The sequence below is a fragment of the Lacrimispora sanguinis genome (assembly GCF_044987295.1).
GTDB classification, from domain to species: Bacteria; Bacillota; Clostridia; order Lachnospirales; family Lachnospiraceae; genus Lacrimispora; species Lacrimispora celerecrescens_B.
On the sequence record NZ_CP173277.1, the window covers coordinates 2,500,484 to 2,517,213 of the forward strand.

The following is a 16,730-nucleotide window of genomic DNA, read 5'->3' on the forward strand; positions in this document are numbered from 1 at the left end:
TAATCCCCCGGTCAAATAATGCCGGGGGGAAATTCTATGCAGCCGTTTACCATACCTTTATAGAAATTCCTCCATCTCATCCTCCATCTGCCTTAAGGCAATGGCATACTTTTTAAATTCCTCTACTGCCTGTTCCTTCTCTTCTCCCTTATAGCAGATCCGGTGCTCCATACTGGCCCATAAGTCCATGGACATGGTTCGCAGCTGTATTTCTACCGGGTAATATTCCATGCCATCGGTGTGATAAACCGGAACTCCAAAAACAATGTGGAAGCTTCTATAACCATTGGACTTTGGATTGGCAATATAATCACTTTCCTTTATGATTACAATATCCGACTGCGTCTTTAGCAGGCTGACAATTGCGTATATATCTCTTATAAAATAGCAGATGACCCGGATACCGGCAACATCCGTAAGATAGTTTCTGGCCGAATCCAAGCTGGTCTCATATCCGTTCTTATCCAGCTTGTTTTCAATGCTTTCCTTTTGCTTGATTCTGTACTGGATATGATGGATGGGGTAATTCTGGTTCTTTCTCCTATAATCATTATTCAGCACATCTACTCTCACACGGATGTTTTTTAGCGCATCCTCATAGGGCTGGATAAAACAGACATACTCTTCTTCAGTCATATTCTACCTCCAGACATTTCCTTATCACAGTTATTTAGTATACCTTTTTTTTGTGTCCATATAGTGTCCATAATATGAACTTCGTATAAAAGAATCCATTCTGATACGCAAAAAAACAGCCGGAAGGGATGCTTGGCGATCCCCGTCCGGCTGTCAGCAGGAATTATTCCTGCCCATCTTGCGTTTCTATAATTTCTGTTTCTTCACTTTCAGGTTTTTCTTCCTGATGCTCGTCACCTTTTGCCATCAGAATGCTGCTTACAGGCTCTTCCTCATCTGCAAACAGCGGCCTTAGCTCGTCCCCCTTCTCCTCTTCCACTTTTGGAATATACTGATTGAACACGGGAGCAAGGATATAGGAATTAATAAATGCCAACAGCGGAAAGCCAAACAGCATGAATATCATCAGCATAGGCGGTACCATAAGCAGGAATCCGGCCGCCAACAAAGCCCCATCAATGGCAATCATTCCAATGGTGCGGAATAAATGGCGCAGGGACATAAAAAAGGCATTGAAAAAGGTGCGCTTTACAGTGTTAAAAAATCTGGCCTGAAGTGGGAAAATATACGTAAAAACAGCCGCATAAATAAGAACCATTGCCAGGAACACGGTAAGCATCACCGTCCGAAAGGACCCGGAACCTGTAAACAATCTGGTAAAGAAGTACAAATCAACTCCAAGGATCAGACCGACTACCAGAAGGATGAGCCAGATGACCGTGGACTGCTTAAAGTTTTCTTTAAAAGACTTAAAAAAGGAACGGATGGTATATCCATCATCATCTCTTACAAGCTTTAGGGTTACATAATATACAGCTGTGGTGGAAGCTCCTATCGTAAATATAGGAATACTGCATATCAGCCATAGGATATTTAAAATTATCAGATCTCCAAATTTACCGATAAACCGCCATACCGGATTATCATAATTAAAAAAACCAGAAAACATTCGTTTTTCCCCTTTTCATAGTTGCATTAAAGGATATTATAGCGGATTTATCCCTAAAAAGCAAACATTCTTTCTTATTTCACCAAAATTTTATTTTTATTTTAAATAAAAATCCAAGGTTGTATGATATAATTAGAAAAGTAGCTGTAATAATAAAGAAAGAGGCGTAAAACATGACCCCATACGAAGACAAAACCCTAAAAGACTCCATGCGGGAGGAACGGGACAAGCTGAAAAATATGAGTGTAAAAGACAGGCTCTGGTACATCTGGGAATATTACAAGATCCCCATCATCATTGCCATTGTGTCCGTGATTTTTATCTCTTCCATCGGCTCTGCCATATACAACAACCGGTTTGAAACGGCTCTTTCCTGTGTCATTTTTAACAGCCGCCCTGCCGGTGAAACTGATTCTGTAGATGATTACTTTAACCAAGGCTTCCGCCAGTACATTGACCTTAATGAGGATTCAAAGATCGAGGTGGACTACTCCATGTCCCCGACCTTTGACGAATCTTCCATGAATGAGTTTACCTATGCCCAACTGGCCAAAATCACCGCCATGATATCCAGTAAGAGCCTGGATGTTATGATCGGGAATCCGGAAACCATCGATCACTTCGGGGAAATGGGTGGATTTGTCGACTTAAAGGAACTCCTCCCTGCCGACGTTTACGACAAAGTAAAGGAGCACCTCTATTTTGTTACCAATCAGGAAACAGGCGAAAACACGGCCTGCGGCATTCTCATCGGAAGCACGGACTTCTGCAATAAAACCGGCCTTATCATCGATGAGCCGATTCTTACTGTCATGAGTAATTCCACTCATACAGACACAGCCGTGGAACTGATCCGCTATGTGTTCGGGCAATAAGCCGGAACCCCAGATCTTCTGCCAGCTTTATTGAAGCTAAGTTCCGTTCATCGATCCTTGCATAAATCCTTTCTGATACAGCCAGGGCAGCATAAGAAAGAATAGCCATACAGGCTTCCTTCCCATATCCCTGCTGTCTGTATGGGGAAAAAATGTGATATCCCAGTTCCACCGGGGTATCATTCTTTTTTATAGCACTAAAAAACTCCTCCTGATCGGTAAGTTCTAAATTGGAGATCCCCGCCTTTCCCACTAGCAGTCCTTTTTTATGGTCAACCAGGGCCCAAATACCGTATTCATAAAAGCCGTATTGATGGCAGATGTAATCCTTCAGGGGTTCTTCCTTTAAAAACAGGGAGCCTGATATACCAGCCTCAGGCTCATTCGGTATAGAAACAAAGTCCTGCGGGGCGAACTCCCGGATTGTCAAGCGCTGGGTTTTGACAATATTCCACGGAAGTCCCTCTCTTCTCCTGATGACCCGCTCTAAAAATACATCATCAATATCTTTAAGATCCTCTACAACATAAGCGGCAGGGGTAAGGTTCTGGTCCGCCCGTTCCCGGTCCCATAAACCAACAACGGCCCTGCCTTCCGCAAAAGCAGAACGCAGGGCCTCATGATCATCGGATATGGTAACCTGGAAAATCTTTCCTTCAACTGTGATTTCCCGTTCCCAGTTCATTGCCTTAGCAGGTCTCCGGTTCCGGATATTCTTCCCCAAAGGTTTCTACGGTCATGGACTGGATCTTCTGCTCGTTTAAAGGACGGTCATTGTAATCGGTCTTCACATCGGCAATTTTATTTACAATATCCATGCCCTCAGTGATTTTACCGAATGCAGCATAGGAGCCATCCAAGTGTGGAGATGCCTTGTGCATAATGAAAAACTGGGAACCGGCAGAATTGGGATTCATGGCTCTTGCCATGGAAAGCACTCCCTCGGAATGCTTGAACGCATTGGTAACACCGTTCTGGCTGAATTCTCCTTTAATGGAATAGCCTGGGCCTCCCATTCCGCTTCCTTCCGGGCATCCACCCTGAATCATAAACCCATTGATAACCCTGTGAAAGATCAGTCCGTTATAAAAACCTTTATTAATCAGACTGATAAAATTATTTACTGTGTTTGGTGCAATCTCCGGATAAAGCTCTGCTTTCATCACATCACCATTATCCATTGTAATCGTAATAACCGGATTTTTCATGTTTTCTCCCTTTCTACTTTTCCGCCCATAATCTTTGGGCATAAAGGTATACCTATCAGGTATTTATTGCGTCAGATTTCGCATATGGCTATATTTTATCAAATACTCCTATATTTGTATAGTCCCATTTGCAAACAGTCGAACTTTCAAAATATCTCTTGAATATCAAATAAAAATCATTTATAATATAAATAAAGAACAACCACCTCATACAAGAGGTTGGCCTGTATAAAACGACAGATTGCCGCCCTAAACACTCCAATGTTTTTACAAGGGCGGTTTTCTGTACCCATTTCTGGGATTTGGAAAACGTTACTAAAAATAAAGGTAAGCAATGCGAGAATGAACATACCAAAAGTCATTAAGTCCTTAAAGTCAAAATTCATCTGCGCTCACCTCCCATCTTATGTATGACTTGATGGAAGGCTAGTATACTATTTCATAACGATGAAACAGTACACCTATCATGCTTATTCCAGCACGATCAACCCTTGTAGTGACATGATTGTTCCCTATTGATATTTTACCATGGGAACGTATGTTTGTAAATTGATTCTTGATGTTATAGCCGGTGGGATGAAGACATATATATCCTATCGTTCATACTTTGTTTAAATTTCATTCAAAAACCTTTTACACAAACAACATGATTTCTTCATGTTTCATGGATATACTTAAAACATAAAATACAAATTGCTTATAAGATTTTTTTCATAATACTCGAGCTGATAATTTATTATCAGCTCTCCTCCCTTTTTGAAGTAACTTTTCGAAAAGCGTATTACATGACTGGTTCCGAAGATCAGTCATGTAATACGCCTTTTTTATTTGGTCATGCTATTTATTTGGAATTTGTCTCTTATGGATTTATAACAGTGAGGCCGCATCCTTATCAACAATCAATGTAAACCTAGGATGGAGTGTAAGCAGAGTTGCGGGGACAGCTTCATCAACAATTCCATCAACCAACTGTTTAACAATCCCGGCCTTCTTCGTGCCTGATGCGATCATGACCAAACTGCCTGCAGCCATAATGCTGCGGGGACCCATGGTGATATAGTAATCAGGGATATGTTCTGTCACTCCATCAAATTCTTCAGCCAGCCTGCTTTTTATTCTATCATCACATGGGACCTTAACAGTTTTGTCACCAAAATGGGTAGTTTCCGGTAGATTGCCGCAATAATGCCCGTCAGCTCCCACTCCAAGGAGAATCATATCTAAGCCGCCGTCAGCCGCAATGCGCTCATCCTGAGAGGTGTAATTATGTTGGTTCAGCACATGGATATTACCTTCGGCAATAGCAGCTGGTGTGAAGAAAGCGCTTCTCAGTCCTGAAATAGTTACTCCCTCCCGATCTTCGGCCCGATAAGGTATCTCGTCAAAATTATAGTAATGTACATTGCTAAAACAATCTTTTCCCTTAACCATAGGAACCAGCATCTCATACATACGGCCAGGGGTTGTTCCTCCTGTTATAGATAAGTTCACCCGCTTATGCCGGTACATATACCCAAGCAAATGCTGCATTGCTGTCATACTCATCTCATCAATTGTGTTTTCAATTATAACTTTCAATATTTCAGCCTCCATGTTTTTATATTAACGGGCAGCCGGAAAAAGCATGCCCGCCAGTTACTCTACTTTATTATATAAGCCCCTCTGCCTCATCCTGCGCTATAATACTATTTCTCCCGAAAAAGACGATCAGCATAGTGGTAATTATCGTAACAGGAATGCCAATAACAATTCCCATAAAACCCTCACCCACGGTGGCCGGTATGGTCAATATACTGGACATAACCATGGCATACTCCGCCGAACCAAATGCAGAAACAATTGCACCGCCAATCCCGCCTCCAATGGATGTCGCTATCAGTACGATTTTATATTTCACAATAACGCTGTATAAAGCAGGCTCAGTCACACCAAGGTAGCCGGAAACAGCAGCTGACATGGAAAGCTTTTTCATTTTCCTGCTTTTAGTGACAAAATATACTGCCAGCGGTGCAGTCGCCTGTGCAAATACGCTCATATAATTCATGGCGCCGATTGTTGTACCTCCGAATGAGGATATCTGCTGCTGCACAATCACACGCATAGCGTGATGCATGCCGGTAAACACCATAAATGGACGGGCAGCGCCGACTATAAATCCGGCTACAACAGGAGACAGACCTAACAATATATTTACACCTTTTGCAATATACTCACCAAGCCCATACCCCAGCGGTGCAAAAACAATCATCTGAAGCGGTATCATAAGGAAAAGGGTTAAAACCGGTGTGAAAATTGTGCCGACAATATCGGGAATGTGCTTCTGAAAGAAGTTATATACATAGCTTAGCACCCATACGGAAATTAAAATGGGAATGACTGAAGCACTGTAATCTATAAATGGAATCTTGATGATACCAAAGAGGGTCAGACCGGTGACCTCGCCTCCAACTCCATTGATTATGGTAGGATACATCAGAGCGCCGGCCAGTGCAAGTGCCATGTATTCATTTGTTTTAAAACGTTTTGCTGCACTGGTTGCCAACAGGAACGGGTAAAAATAGAACATACAGTCTGAAATTAGATTCAGTAATTCAAATCCATTGCTGCCCCATTCTATCCACCCAAGGTACCAGAAAGTGAACAGGAAGCCTTTGATCATGCCGCCTCCGATAACAGGAGGCAAGCTAGGAATCAGGATTGAAGATATGGTCTCCATCAGTCTGTTAAACCAATTTTTCCTTTTCACTGCTGGCTGCTCGGCTTCTTCCATCTGTACCAAATCTCCATTTTGGCCCAGTATGGGCTGTAATTCTGCAAATACCTTCTCTACTTTATTTCCCACAATAATCTGATATTGGCCTGATTTTGTCTGGACACCCAGAACCCCCTCCAGTGCCTTAATCTTTTCTGTATCTGCCAGAGCTTCGTCCCTAAGGACAAAACGCAGCCTGGTAATACAGTGTGTTAAACTAATAACATTTTCTTTGCCTACAGACTTAAGTATTTCTTGCGCCAATTCAGCATTTGTCATAGTAAATCCTCCTCCATCTTACAAATCAGCATTTTTGTATATCGAGCGCCTGATATGCAAAAATTTATCATTTACCGTACATGCCGCATGTTCTAATCATATCAATTTTCTGTAATACTCAACAATAACTGTTGTATTAATCCAGAAGTAATTGTATGATATTAATAGTATATCCGTAAAACAGAACATTGTATATAACATAAAACTTATCCTGTTTATCATATTCGTTTTTCATGGGAGGAAATAGTTGTGAAGAACTCGGAAGAAAAGATATTTGAGATAACGAAAAGTGAGCAATGGCATTTAGATCATCCCGGGAAATTAAGTCCGGTTTACAGCAATATGCAGACAGTGGAACGAAACGGCAGAAAATGCTACCGCTTTGATTTCCCCAATACGCTGAGCGATTATACCGTAGGCGTTCTTAAAGAAACGCGGTTTACTGAAATTCCCTTTCACTATCATACCGATATGGAAATGAACTATATCTATTCAGGCAGCTGTACCTTTGTCATTAACGGAAAGGAAGTTACCATGACCCAGGGTGATATCTGTATCCTGGATGCAGACGTGGTACATCATGCCGCTTACAAGGAAGCGAGTGATATTGTATTTAACATCGTTTTTACCAAGGCATTTTTTAAGGCAAAGTTTGTAAACTGGATTGGAAAGCAGGGACTTTTGGGGAAATTCATCGTGTCTGCCATATCAGAAAGCCACAGTCACGACAAATACCTGATTTTTCATACGGCCCCGTCAAAACAGGAGCTGTTTGCAAGCAATCGTCTGGAATCTGTTCTGGATTTACTGATACAAGAGCACTTCTATCCCTCCCTGTATAGCGGAGAACTGCTGGAGCATTATCTTTCGATCGTCTTTCTTCTGCTGATTCATTCCATTACGACTGATGCGGAGGAATATTTCCGTGATAATAAGGAAAACCAGATCATAGTAACAGTACTTGATTATCTTGAAAAGAATTATTATAAGGATAGCTGCCGCCTTCAGAACATCGCGGATACTCTTCATTTCTCCGAAAGCCATTTATACCAACTGATCAAGAAGGGCACAGGAATCACATTTTCACAGTTGAAGATAAAACAGCAGATGCTTCAGGCCGCCCTACTTTTAAAGACTACCAATCTGCCGGTTCTAAGCATTGCGGAGGAAGTGGGCTGTAAGAACCGGACTTATTTTTATGAGAAATTCAAAGAAGTCTATCAAATGACGCCAGCAGAATACCGGGGAGAAGATCAAGGCTGAGAAAGCTTAGCTCCGTATAGGGCCGGAACGGCCCTTTTATCAATAGGCTTTTTGCCGTCCCGGCTTGCTACTATAGTCCGCCCAGATTCACAAGTTCCGGGGATTGGGCGCAATTCTCAAAAAGACTTGCCATTCCAACCTGTATATTGTCATAAGTCTTGAAAAAATATTCACAGGTAGCCGTATTGATAAAAGCTGTATATTTGGTGTAATCATAAGTATTCCGGCTGGTTACAACTGCTCCTTTCGGTATGGTAACGCTCTCCATGACATGAAAGCATGAAACAACCGCTTCCATACGGCTTTGAGGTGCGGGAATAAATGATTTTAAATAAGCGGTCCTGACAAAACGTTCCGGAGACGTGTACCCTCCCGGCAGAGTCTGGGTGCCTCCCGCCTGTCCAAATGGTGTCAGTCGGACATTCCCCCAGTTAGCCTCCTCGGACTGATAGGGAGTAGCCTCCATGTAATTTCTCAGATTCGTCTTATGCCACTGATAATCTGGACTGTTCGCCATTACACCAATGGAATTTGCTATTACTTCCATACCTCTTTCCGTCTGCTCTATGACAACACACTCCCCACTTCGGTCTACCACCATCCAATGCAATGGAGCCACAGTCTTTGTCACCGGATCTTCAAGACCTACGATTGAGAGATTTTTCAGTAATTGCCGTAAATCACCGATATCTGCGCATCTTCCCAAAATGTAGTGAAGGAAATCAATGGAAGCGATCTGTTCTCTGTCCCCGGATGCCTGCCAGGTATCATATTGGGCATAGCCTGCAAAATAAAGAGCCGCAGCAGCAAACCCCATTTCATTAACCCCATCAAAAAATCCCAGGTCCCCATCCAGTTCCTGTCCAATTCCGATAAAGCTGTATACATCATGGATCTTCTCCATATTTAATGAATTATCCCATTCATAATATTTCGGAATAATGTAAAGATGAGGCTGAATATCATAAGAGAAATCCATATTTCTTCCAAAAAAGGTTTCCCCTTGCCGGGATCTTAAGGTAAAAGCCGTACACATACAAACTACCTCCCATACTGTAAATTGCTTACTTATTTATATGGAGGCCTGTAGTTTTTATGTATATAATATAGGGTTTGTATCACTCAAAATAGTATGCAAAAATGAGCTTTGATTGGTTTTATAATCCATCTTCAAAGCTCATTCTGCATAGAACACTAATGCTATAGGGATTCCAGCACCTTTCTTAATTCATCCATACCTTCCACGGGCTTCATGCACGCCCCATTGCGGCAAACATAATAGTTATTTCCTGCAGGCGGAATCGGATAATCCGCTGTAAACGGAGCTGCCTTTGACAGAGCTGCCTCGTTCTGGGGAGTTTTTAAAATCATGCTGACATCAGGCTTCCGGCTTCTTTGCAGGATTTGTATCTCTTCTAATATAGAACCCTCAGCGGATACACATACAATTTCCGTAGACGGATATAGGATGCTTTGAAATGCAAGCAGGGAAAAACAGAAATTTGCTGGGCTTTTCTCCACTTCCTGCGTCAGGTAAGATACCTGTTTTTCCAGAACGTTCTGCCATTTTATTTTCCCGGTCAAATGATAGAGCCTGCTTATTACATATGCGGCCACGGAATTCCCTGAAGGAAGCGCGCCATCGTAAACCTCCTTCGGACGGCTTATCAGTTTATCCCTGTCATGGGCATACATATAAAAGCCTCCCTGATCTTCATCAAAAAACAATTCAAGCATTTTTTCTGAGATTTCTGCGGCGATATTAAGATATTTAATATCAAAGGAAGCCTCATATAATTCCAACAGGCCAAAGGCATAAAAGGCGTAATCGTCAAGCTGTCCGTCATGAACTGCCTGCCCCTCCTTGTAGCGGATAAAGAGCCTGCCCTTTTCAGAGGTCAAATTCTTTTCTATAAACGCCTGCGCATTTTTTGCCGCTTCGAGACACCAGGCATCTCCCAGTACCTCATATGATTTTGCAAGCGCCCCGATCATAAGCCCATTCCAGGAAGTTAATATCTTATCATCCGTATGAAGGGATGTCCTTGTTATCCGGTAATCATAAAGTTTTTTACATAGATCCTCTAATTTTTCACTGCCGGCGCCGTAATTTTCATTATCAATGAGATTTGGAATATTCTTTCCCTCAAAATTACCTTCTTCCGAAATTCCAAACCAATCGCAGAATTCATCTGCATCGCCATTAAGAACCTGTTTGATCTCTTTCTTCCCAAACGTATAAAACTTTCCTTCCACCCCTTCACTGTCAGCGTCCTGACCACAGTAAAAACCGCCCTGCTCATCAGTCAGCACGTCCCGGATGTAACGAATGATTCCCCGAGATACTTTTGTATAAAGGTCGTCTCCTGTTATGGCAAAGGCCTCCGTGTAGGCATACAGCAAAAGCGCATTGTCGTACAGCATTTTTTCAAAGTGGGGCACCAACCATTTTTCATCCGTGGAATAACGGGAGAAACCGCCTCCAATGTGGTCGTATATTCCGCCTCGATACATTTGTTTGAGGGTCTTTTCCGCAGCAAGAAGCACATCTTTATCTTTTTCAAAATAATGATGCCGTAGAAGGAAAAGCAGATTATGAGGCATGGGAAATTTAGGTGCCCTTCCAAAGCCACCCCATTTCTTATCAAACGACCTTGTTAACTGGTTTGCAGCTGACAGAAACAGGCCTCTCTCCGGCTCCCTTCCCTCATGATTAACGGCTGCCTCTTCCTTGTTTAAATATCCGGTTATCTCATCTCCCGCTACCAGAAGCTTATGTTTCTCATTTTCCCAAAGCTTCCGGATAGAAGTTAAAACATCCAAAAGACCGGCGGATCCCCATTTAGAATATTTAGGCAGATAAGTCCCGGCATAAAATGGTTTTTGTTCCGGCGTCATAATGATCGTCAGAGGCCACCCGCCGGAACCGGTGAGAGCCTGGCAGACTGACATATATACGGAATCAATATCCGGCCGCTCTTCCCTGTCCACCTTTATCGCCACATAAAATTTGTTAAGAACATCCGCCGCCTCCTGGTCTTCAAAAGACTCATGAGCCATGACATGGCACCAATGGCAACAAGATTTCTATAACCAACGTTAGGAATACCCAATAGATAAGAAAATAGGCTTATCTTCTGCTTTTGCTTTCGTAAATGCTTGTTCACACCAAGGCCACCAGTCAACTGGATTATAAGCGTGTTGAAGTAGATAAGGACTTTTTTCATGTATTAATCTATTGGGTATCTTGCTAGTTGTCATAGGGCATCACCTCCTTAAATAAAGATACAACCTTATTATACCCAAACAAAAAGTGACTATGTAAGCCACATAGCCACTAAATTTTATTTATGTGAGACGGTTTGGCACGCATACCCATGAGCACGCTCGAAGAGTGAAAATGTTGTTAGGTGATTGACCATGCCCTGTTATTCAGAAATCGGCATGGTTTTCACTTATATAAGCTTATAAGATCCTTCACAAATATTTCTTCATTAGTAAATTGAATTTTATTATTGCTTAAAAATCCATCCAATGATTGGATTGTTTTTTCGATAATTGAAATTTTCCATTTTTTGCTTAAATCTTTTTTAAAACTAATATAAATTTCATTTTTTAATGGTTCATATACTATTGAACACAGAGTATTCATTTGACTAGTTTTACTTAAAACTTCAAAGGCTTCATTTATTCCAAAGCTATGAATATTATTTTGAATATATTCATGAGCACAAATATATCTATCAGCACCTATACCATATACTTTATTATAATTTACATCCTTAAAATCCCCATTTGGAAAATTAGTCATAATAATAAAATCATTATGACTAGGACTTACTATATTTGTATCATTTCCTTCTTCCAGAATAAATGCATCACCAGTTTTATCAGCGATAATAGTATGTAGCCCTAAATCTGGGAATAATGGATTTCTAGGATACGAGATTACTCTTTTATTAAGAATTTCAAAAAATTCAGATGTTTTTCTTGTTTTCTTTAGCGCCTCATTAAAAATATCAAAAGCAAACCAATCATTTTCGTTACAACTTGATTTAAAACCTGGACTATATTCTACTGCTTGAGTACAGATAAAAAGACCCTCACTATTAAAACCAGCGATATCCCTGTATTTGTTATCTAATAAGCCTGAAAAGTAAAATAAGTTCAAATCATTATAACTATTGACTTTTAGTTTTAAATCAATTTCTTCAGCATCGAAATTCATACCATAAATAGCTTTTTCTTGACTGTATACCGAAAAACTTGTACACATTTTGGAACCTCCTTTTAATATATAATTTTGTCATATAATATGCTTAGAGTGTTTAGAGAATCATTTAGCGATTTTACCATTGGCTTCACCACTTTCTTAAACTTCCATCCTTATGATATCACCAGGCATCTCAATGGTTCAACCTTAACATTTTTCAGAATCAAAAATGCGCCACTTAAGCTTATGCTTTATGACGCATTTTGTTATTCGTTGCCTTTTTTCATTTCAAAAATAATTTTCTGTATACTTTATATTTCTTATAAATGTCCAAAATGTGCGCCGCACTTTATGGATTATTTGTTCAGACAACTAACCCCAGAGCTCATTGGCATCGGTCGCACTCCGATTCAATCGTGAGAAATCTGTTTTAACGAATGAATTGGTGGATAATAATAAAAACACCAGTCCGATCGTTAAAATGATAGCAAAGGTCATAAGCGGGGTAACTATAAAGCCGTTAATATCAACTACCAGCCCTTCATTCTTAAGTTCAGCAATGGAAAGATTGGTTTTTTCCAAAACAATCATGCGGAAAAATGCGGTAGCATAAGTCATGGGATTCATGTAAGCAACAAACCTAAGGGTATTGGGCAGCATCGATAAGGGAATATAGGCCCCGGAAAGGAATGTAAGTGGCATTGTTACGGCGGTCTTGACGATCTGGAAGGTTTGACCGTTACGAACCTTAGTTGCCATAAACAACCCTGCGCCTGAAAAAGCAATACCAATAAAAATCATTGATATGAGAATATATAACGGTGTAGTCCAGGAAGTGAACTTTATCCCGGTCAATAATCCTACCGCCAATATCAATACCCCTTGTAACGTAGAGACTGTAGCGGCAGATAATAATTGACCCATTGCAACAGCAATCCTTTTAGCCGGAGAAACCAACACCTCTTTCATAAACCCGCTGACCATATCGTCAACGGTTGATGATGCTAAATTCAGCGCACTTTCAAACACCGTGGTTATGATAACGCCTGAGAGCATATAGGAGATGGGATCTTCAATAAAATCATTTTTAAATATAGCACCAAATACATAAACAAAGAAAAAAGGAAATATCAGCGAAAGAACCAGCCCTGTTTTATTTCTCACAAAGGCTTTTAAGCCTCTCTTCCACAATGCAAACACAGTATTCATCTTAAGTATCCTCTCTTATCTTTTTGCCTGTTATCTCCAAAAAAACATCATTAAATGTACCTTTTTTAATTTCTATATTGGTAACGTATTCTTTATGAATGCTGAGAACCTCCAATAAACCGGCCAGATATTCGGCCTCTACTCTATAATAGCCATCTTTTTTTATAAAGTTTAAATCATGTTCTGTCAGCAGACGTTCAAGCGCTGCTTCATTTTTTGTACTGATATATGCCTTGTCTCTTGTATACTTTTTCTTCAAAGCGTAGGGCGTATCATGAGCCACGATAACACCACCGTCGATGATTGCAACTTTACTGCATATTTCTGCTTCTTCCATATAATGTGTTGTAAGAAAAATTGTAATATTTCTTTCCTTCTGAAGCTTAATAATATACTCCCATATATGTGCCCTGGTCTGCGGGTCAAGCCCTGTTGTTGGCTCATCAAGAAATAAAACTTTGGGATAGTGAATTAATCCGCGGGCAATTTCTACACGCCGTTTCATTCCACCGGACAAGGCCGCAACCAGTTTTTTTCTTTCAGCCACCAAATCCACCAGCTTTAAAACAAATTGTATGCGTTCTTCTACTTCTCTTTTAGGGATATTATAGAAAACGCAATGCATTTTTAAATTCTCTTCAATGGTCATTTTGGCATCCAGGGTTGAATCCTGGAACACCACTCCTATTGTTGATCTGACCTCACTTTTTTGTCCGGTAACATCTTTTCCATCGATCAAAAGTGACCCTGATGTTTTTTCAAATATGGTGCACAACGTATTAATTGTTGTGCTCTTTCCCGCACCATTCGGCCCCAGGAAAGCGAATATACTACCTTCTTCCACATCAAAAGATATATCATTTACGGCAACAAAATCGCCGTATCTTTTTGTGAAGTTTTTAACTTGGATTATTGGATCCATACGATTTTAGCTCCTCTATCGATTATATTGTGTTTATTGGGTTTTACATAGCTTCAACATGGTTTGTACGTATCATATTTTCAATAACTCCACCACTCCAGCTTTCCCCTTTTTTGGAAAAATCATGCTTTATTATAACATGAAAACCTGAAATGCAAAACCAAAGGTTGAAAACAATCGATAATGTGTGAGATAATGGGCATATAAATTTAAAGGGGTGATGGAATGGAAAATATAAAGCACAAACTGACAGTATTAGCGCATATTGCAGAAGAATTTAATCATAAAGATGTTACATGGGCCATCGGAGCTTCCTTGCTGCTATACTTCAAAGGAATCACATCAGTGTTTCACGATATAGATATTATGATTGCCGAAGACGATGTGGAAACAGTAAAAGAGATTTTATTATCTTTAGGAAATATAATACAGTCTAAACCAAACTCCAAATATAAAACAAAATGTTTTTTGGAGTTTCATGTTGATGGTGTTGAAATTGATGCAATGGCCGGGTTTGGTATCATTTACCAAGATAAGGAGTATTACTTTCCATTAAAAAAAGAAGATATAAAGGATTTTACAGAAGTTCAAGGAATTAAGATTCCCTTGCAGTCAATTGAAGAATGGCGTATATACTATGAATTGATGGAACGAGATGAAAAGGTAAAAATGATTGATTCATACCTGTAGATTTCGATTGAGAAAAACCCGCTTACGGAAGTCCTATAAGACTTTCCTTAAGCGGGTTTCTTATGCTGATATTCCGGCATTATCTGCGGCTTAATAGAATTTCATCAATTAAGCCATATTCCTTTGCCTCCTCAGCTGACATATAACGATCCCGTTCCATATCTTCCTCAATTTTCTTCAACGGCTGACCTGTCAATTCGCTGTATATCCCATTAAGCTTTGCCTTTGTTTTTTCTAGCCAATCACTATGGATTTTAATATCTGTAGCCTGCCCCTGCAGCCCACCGGATATTGATGGCTGGTGAATCAGTATTTCACTGTTTTTAAGGGCAAAGCGCTTTCCCTTCTTCCCTGATGCCAGAAGTAAGGAGGCCGCACTTCCCGATTGACCTATACTAATGGTGGAAACATCACATTTAATGTTATTCATAGTATCCATAATAGCGAACCCATCTGTTACAGATCCCCCGGGGCTGTTGATATATAAGTGAATATCCTTATTCGGATCGGTGGATTCCAGAAAAAGCATCTGTGCTATAATCAGACTTGCTGTATCATTGGTCACTGTGCCGTTAAGCATGACAATACGGTCATTTAGCAGCCTGGAAAATATGTCATACGACCGCTCTCCGCGAGCTGTCTGTTCAATTACCATTGGAATAAGATTGTTCATAGAAACCTCCCAATTATTATGCAGCCATATTCATGGTCGTATTGAAACGGCTGCTTAAATCAATCACATGATTGGAATTGCCGCTATACCTTTTCCGGTATCTTCCCGGCGTCAATCCATAAATCTTTAAAAAAGCTCTTGAAAAGGATTCCTGAGAAGCATATTGATATTCCAGGGCGATATCGATAATCGGCCTGTTTGTCTGGGCTAGCTCACCCGCCGCCTTCTCCATCCGCCTTCTGGTGATGTATCTGGTGACGGATTCTCCTGATACCTTGTGAAAAATCCGATGATAGTGGTATTTTGACAGATAAGCTCTTTTTGCAAGATCATCAAGATCTATCTTACCATTTAAGTTTTCCTCGATATATTTAAGCGAATCCCCTACTTTTGAACGATAATCCATATACCTGCTCCTTTCCAAAAATATATTATCATTATATCCTCTTTCGGAAATTATTTCTTGATAATTTTTGCTTAAATCCGGGATTGCCTTTTCACCATATCGCGGGATTGTTTCTGCCAAGGCCTGATATGGACTGTGGAATTGTGCTGAGGGATATGATATGATAATTTTAACTGAAAACTCATATAAGCCAACAAGGAGAAACGATTAAAATGAACTTTGAAATAACTGACAAAATTAAAGAACAAGATGAGAAAATCATTTACCAGGGCTTATTGGAATATAATTTAGCCAGAATTGAGGACAAGAATCCAAGAGATTTAGGAATCTATCTGCAGGATGAGACAGGAGAAAAAGTTGGAGGACTGATTGGAAATACACACGGTAACTGGTTGTTTGTGAAATATTTATGGGTCAGAGAAGATCAACGAGGGCAAAAAATCGGCAGTGCGCTTTTAAAACAGGCTGAAGAAACAGCAAAGGAACGCGGGTGCAGGTACGCATTTCTGGATACTTTTAGTTTTCAGGCGCCTGCCTTTTATGAAAAGCACGGATACATGAGCGTGTTTACACTAGAAGAATATCCTGTGACAGGAAAACGTTACTATTTTACTAAAACTTTGTAAATATATAATCGGGAAAGGGAGGAAAAATC

17 protein-coding genes and 1 pseudogene are annotated in these 16,730 nt (G+C 40.4%); 4 read left to right on the forward strand and 14 right to left on the reverse strand.

The features are described 5' to 3' along the window. Positions 1 to 57 precede the first annotated feature (57 nt). Both ACHZES_RS11675 and ACHZES_RS11680 read right to left on the reverse strand, forming a co-directional pair. Positions 58 to 636, reverse strand: a complete 579-nt coding sequence (locus ACHZES_RS11675) for a GTP pyrophosphokinase family protein (RefSeq protein WP_038281412.1) — start codon at positions 634 to 636, stop codon at positions 58 to 60. 163 nt (positions 637 to 799) lie between these two features. After that, positions 800 to 1,585 carry a YesL family protein gene (locus ACHZES_RS11680; protein WP_395548946.1) on the reverse strand — a complete coding sequence of 262 codons (786 nt, stop codon included), beginning with the start codon at positions 1,583 to 1,585 and terminating at the stop codon, positions 800 to 802. A 173-nt stretch (positions 1,586 to 1,758) separates the two neighbouring features. Here ACHZES_RS11680 and ACHZES_RS11685 point away from each other — a divergent pair, with 173 nt between their 5' ends. After that, a complete protein-coding gene (locus tag ACHZES_RS11685; RefSeq protein ID WP_038281416.1) occupies positions 1,759 to 2,460 on the forward strand; it encodes a hypothetical protein in 702 nt (233 codons plus the stop codon). On the opposite strand, the gene ACHZES_RS11690 is transcribed toward ACHZES_RS11685, so the two are convergent. From ACHZES_RS11690 to ACHZES_RS11710, 5 genes are all read right to left on the reverse strand, one after another. Further along, complete coding sequence (locus ACHZES_RS11690; protein ID WP_395548947.1) at positions 2,396 to 3,145, reverse strand: GNAT family N-acetyltransferase; 750 nt, start codon at positions 3,143 to 3,145, stop codon at positions 2,396 to 2,398. The two genes, ACHZES_RS11685 and ACHZES_RS11690, sit on opposite strands and share 65 nt — an antisense overlap. Positions 3,146 to 3,149: 4 nt before the next feature. Next, entirely contained in the window at positions 3,150 to 3,668 is a 519-nt protein-coding gene (locus ACHZES_RS11695; RefSeq protein WP_038281420.1) for a peptidylprolyl isomerase, read from the reverse strand. 176 nt (positions 3,669 to 3,844) lie between these two features. Then, positions 3,845 to 4,054 (reverse strand): hypothetical protein, encoded by a 210-nt coding sequence (locus ACHZES_RS11700; protein ID WP_395548948.1) that lies wholly within the window; start codon positions 4,052 to 4,054, stop codon positions 3,845 to 3,847. A gap of 481 nt (positions 4,055 to 4,535) precedes the next feature. Then, positions 4,536 to 5,246 (reverse strand): glucosamine-6-phosphate deaminase, encoded by a 711-nt coding sequence (locus tag ACHZES_RS11705; RefSeq protein WP_395548949.1) that lies wholly within the window; start codon positions 5,244 to 5,246, stop codon positions 4,536 to 4,538. A gap of 70 nt (positions 5,247 to 5,316) precedes the next feature. Beyond that, positions 5,317 to 6,699, reverse strand: coding sequence for a PTS transporter subunit EIIC (locus tag ACHZES_RS11710; protein WP_395548950.1), 1,383 nt, complete (start codon positions 6,697 to 6,699; stop codon positions 5,317 to 5,319). A 249-nt stretch (positions 6,700 to 6,948) separates the two neighbouring features. Between ACHZES_RS11710 and ACHZES_RS11715 the strand changes: the two genes are divergently transcribed. Then, complete coding sequence (locus ACHZES_RS11715; RefSeq protein ID WP_051835032.1) at positions 6,949 to 7,962, forward strand: AraC family transcriptional regulator; 1,014 nt, start codon at positions 6,949 to 6,951, stop codon at positions 7,960 to 7,962. A 70-nt stretch (positions 7,963 to 8,032) separates the two neighbouring features. Here the strand turns inward: ACHZES_RS11715 and ACHZES_RS11720 are convergent, their stop codons facing one another. The 5 genes and pseudogenes from ACHZES_RS11720 to ACHZES_RS11740 all read right to left on the reverse strand — a co-directional run bounded on the left by ACHZES_RS11720 (position 8,033) and on the right by ACHZES_RS11740 (position 14,306). Further along, on the reverse strand, positions 8,033 to 8,998 hold the full coding sequence (locus ACHZES_RS11720) for a choloylglycine hydrolase family protein (protein WP_395548952.1): 966 nt from the start codon (positions 8,996 to 8,998) through the stop codon (positions 8,033 to 8,035). 164 nt (positions 8,999 to 9,162) lie between these two features. Continuing rightward, a pseudogene (locus ACHZES_RS11725) lies at positions 9,163 to 11,223 on the reverse strand (thioredoxin domain-containing protein). A 190-nt stretch (positions 11,224 to 11,413) separates the two neighbouring features. Then, complete coding sequence (locus ACHZES_RS11730; protein WP_395548953.1) at positions 11,414 to 12,238, reverse strand: choloylglycine hydrolase; 825 nt, start codon at positions 12,236 to 12,238, stop codon at positions 11,414 to 11,416. Positions 12,239 to 12,547: 309 nt separating this feature from the next. After that, entirely contained in the window at positions 12,548 to 13,384 is an 837-nt protein-coding gene (locus ACHZES_RS11735) for an ABC transporter permease (RefSeq protein ID WP_038278305.1), read from the reverse strand. 1 nt (position 13,385) lies between these two features. Continuing rightward, complete coding sequence (locus ACHZES_RS11740; RefSeq protein ID WP_038278302.1) at positions 13,386 to 14,306, reverse strand: ABC transporter ATP-binding protein; 921 nt, start codon at positions 14,304 to 14,306, stop codon at positions 13,386 to 13,388. 225 nt (positions 14,307 to 14,531) lie between these two features. Between ACHZES_RS11740 and ACHZES_RS11745 the strand changes: the two genes are divergently transcribed. After that, the gene (locus ACHZES_RS11745) at positions 14,532 to 14,996 is read left to right on the forward strand and encodes a nucleotidyltransferase domain-containing protein (protein WP_395548954.1); all 465 of its coding nucleotides are present in this window, start codon (positions 14,532 to 14,534) and stop codon (positions 14,994 to 14,996) included. 79 nt (positions 14,997 to 15,075) lie between these two features. Here ACHZES_RS11745 and ACHZES_RS11750 read toward each other — a convergent pair whose 3' ends face one another. Beyond that, positions 15,076 to 15,669: an ATP-dependent Clp protease proteolytic subunit gene (locus ACHZES_RS11750; protein ID WP_038278297.1), complete on the reverse strand. Its 594-nt coding sequence runs from the start codon at positions 15,667 to 15,669 to the stop codon at positions 15,076 to 15,078. 16 nt (positions 15,670 to 15,685) lie between these two features. Beyond that, positions 15,686 to 16,075 carry a helix-turn-helix transcriptional regulator gene (locus ACHZES_RS11755; RefSeq protein WP_051835031.1) on the reverse strand — a complete coding sequence of 130 codons (390 nt, stop codon included), beginning with the start codon at positions 16,073 to 16,075 and terminating at the stop codon, positions 15,686 to 15,688. A gap of 212 nt (positions 16,076 to 16,287) precedes the next feature. Between ACHZES_RS11755 and ACHZES_RS11760 the strand changes: the two genes are divergently transcribed. Continuing rightward, positions 16,288 to 16,701: a GNAT family N-acetyltransferase gene (locus ACHZES_RS11760; RefSeq protein ID WP_038278295.1), complete on the forward strand. Its 414-nt coding sequence runs from the start codon at positions 16,288 to 16,290 to the stop codon at positions 16,699 to 16,701. Positions 16,702 to 16,730: the final 29 nt, after the last annotated feature.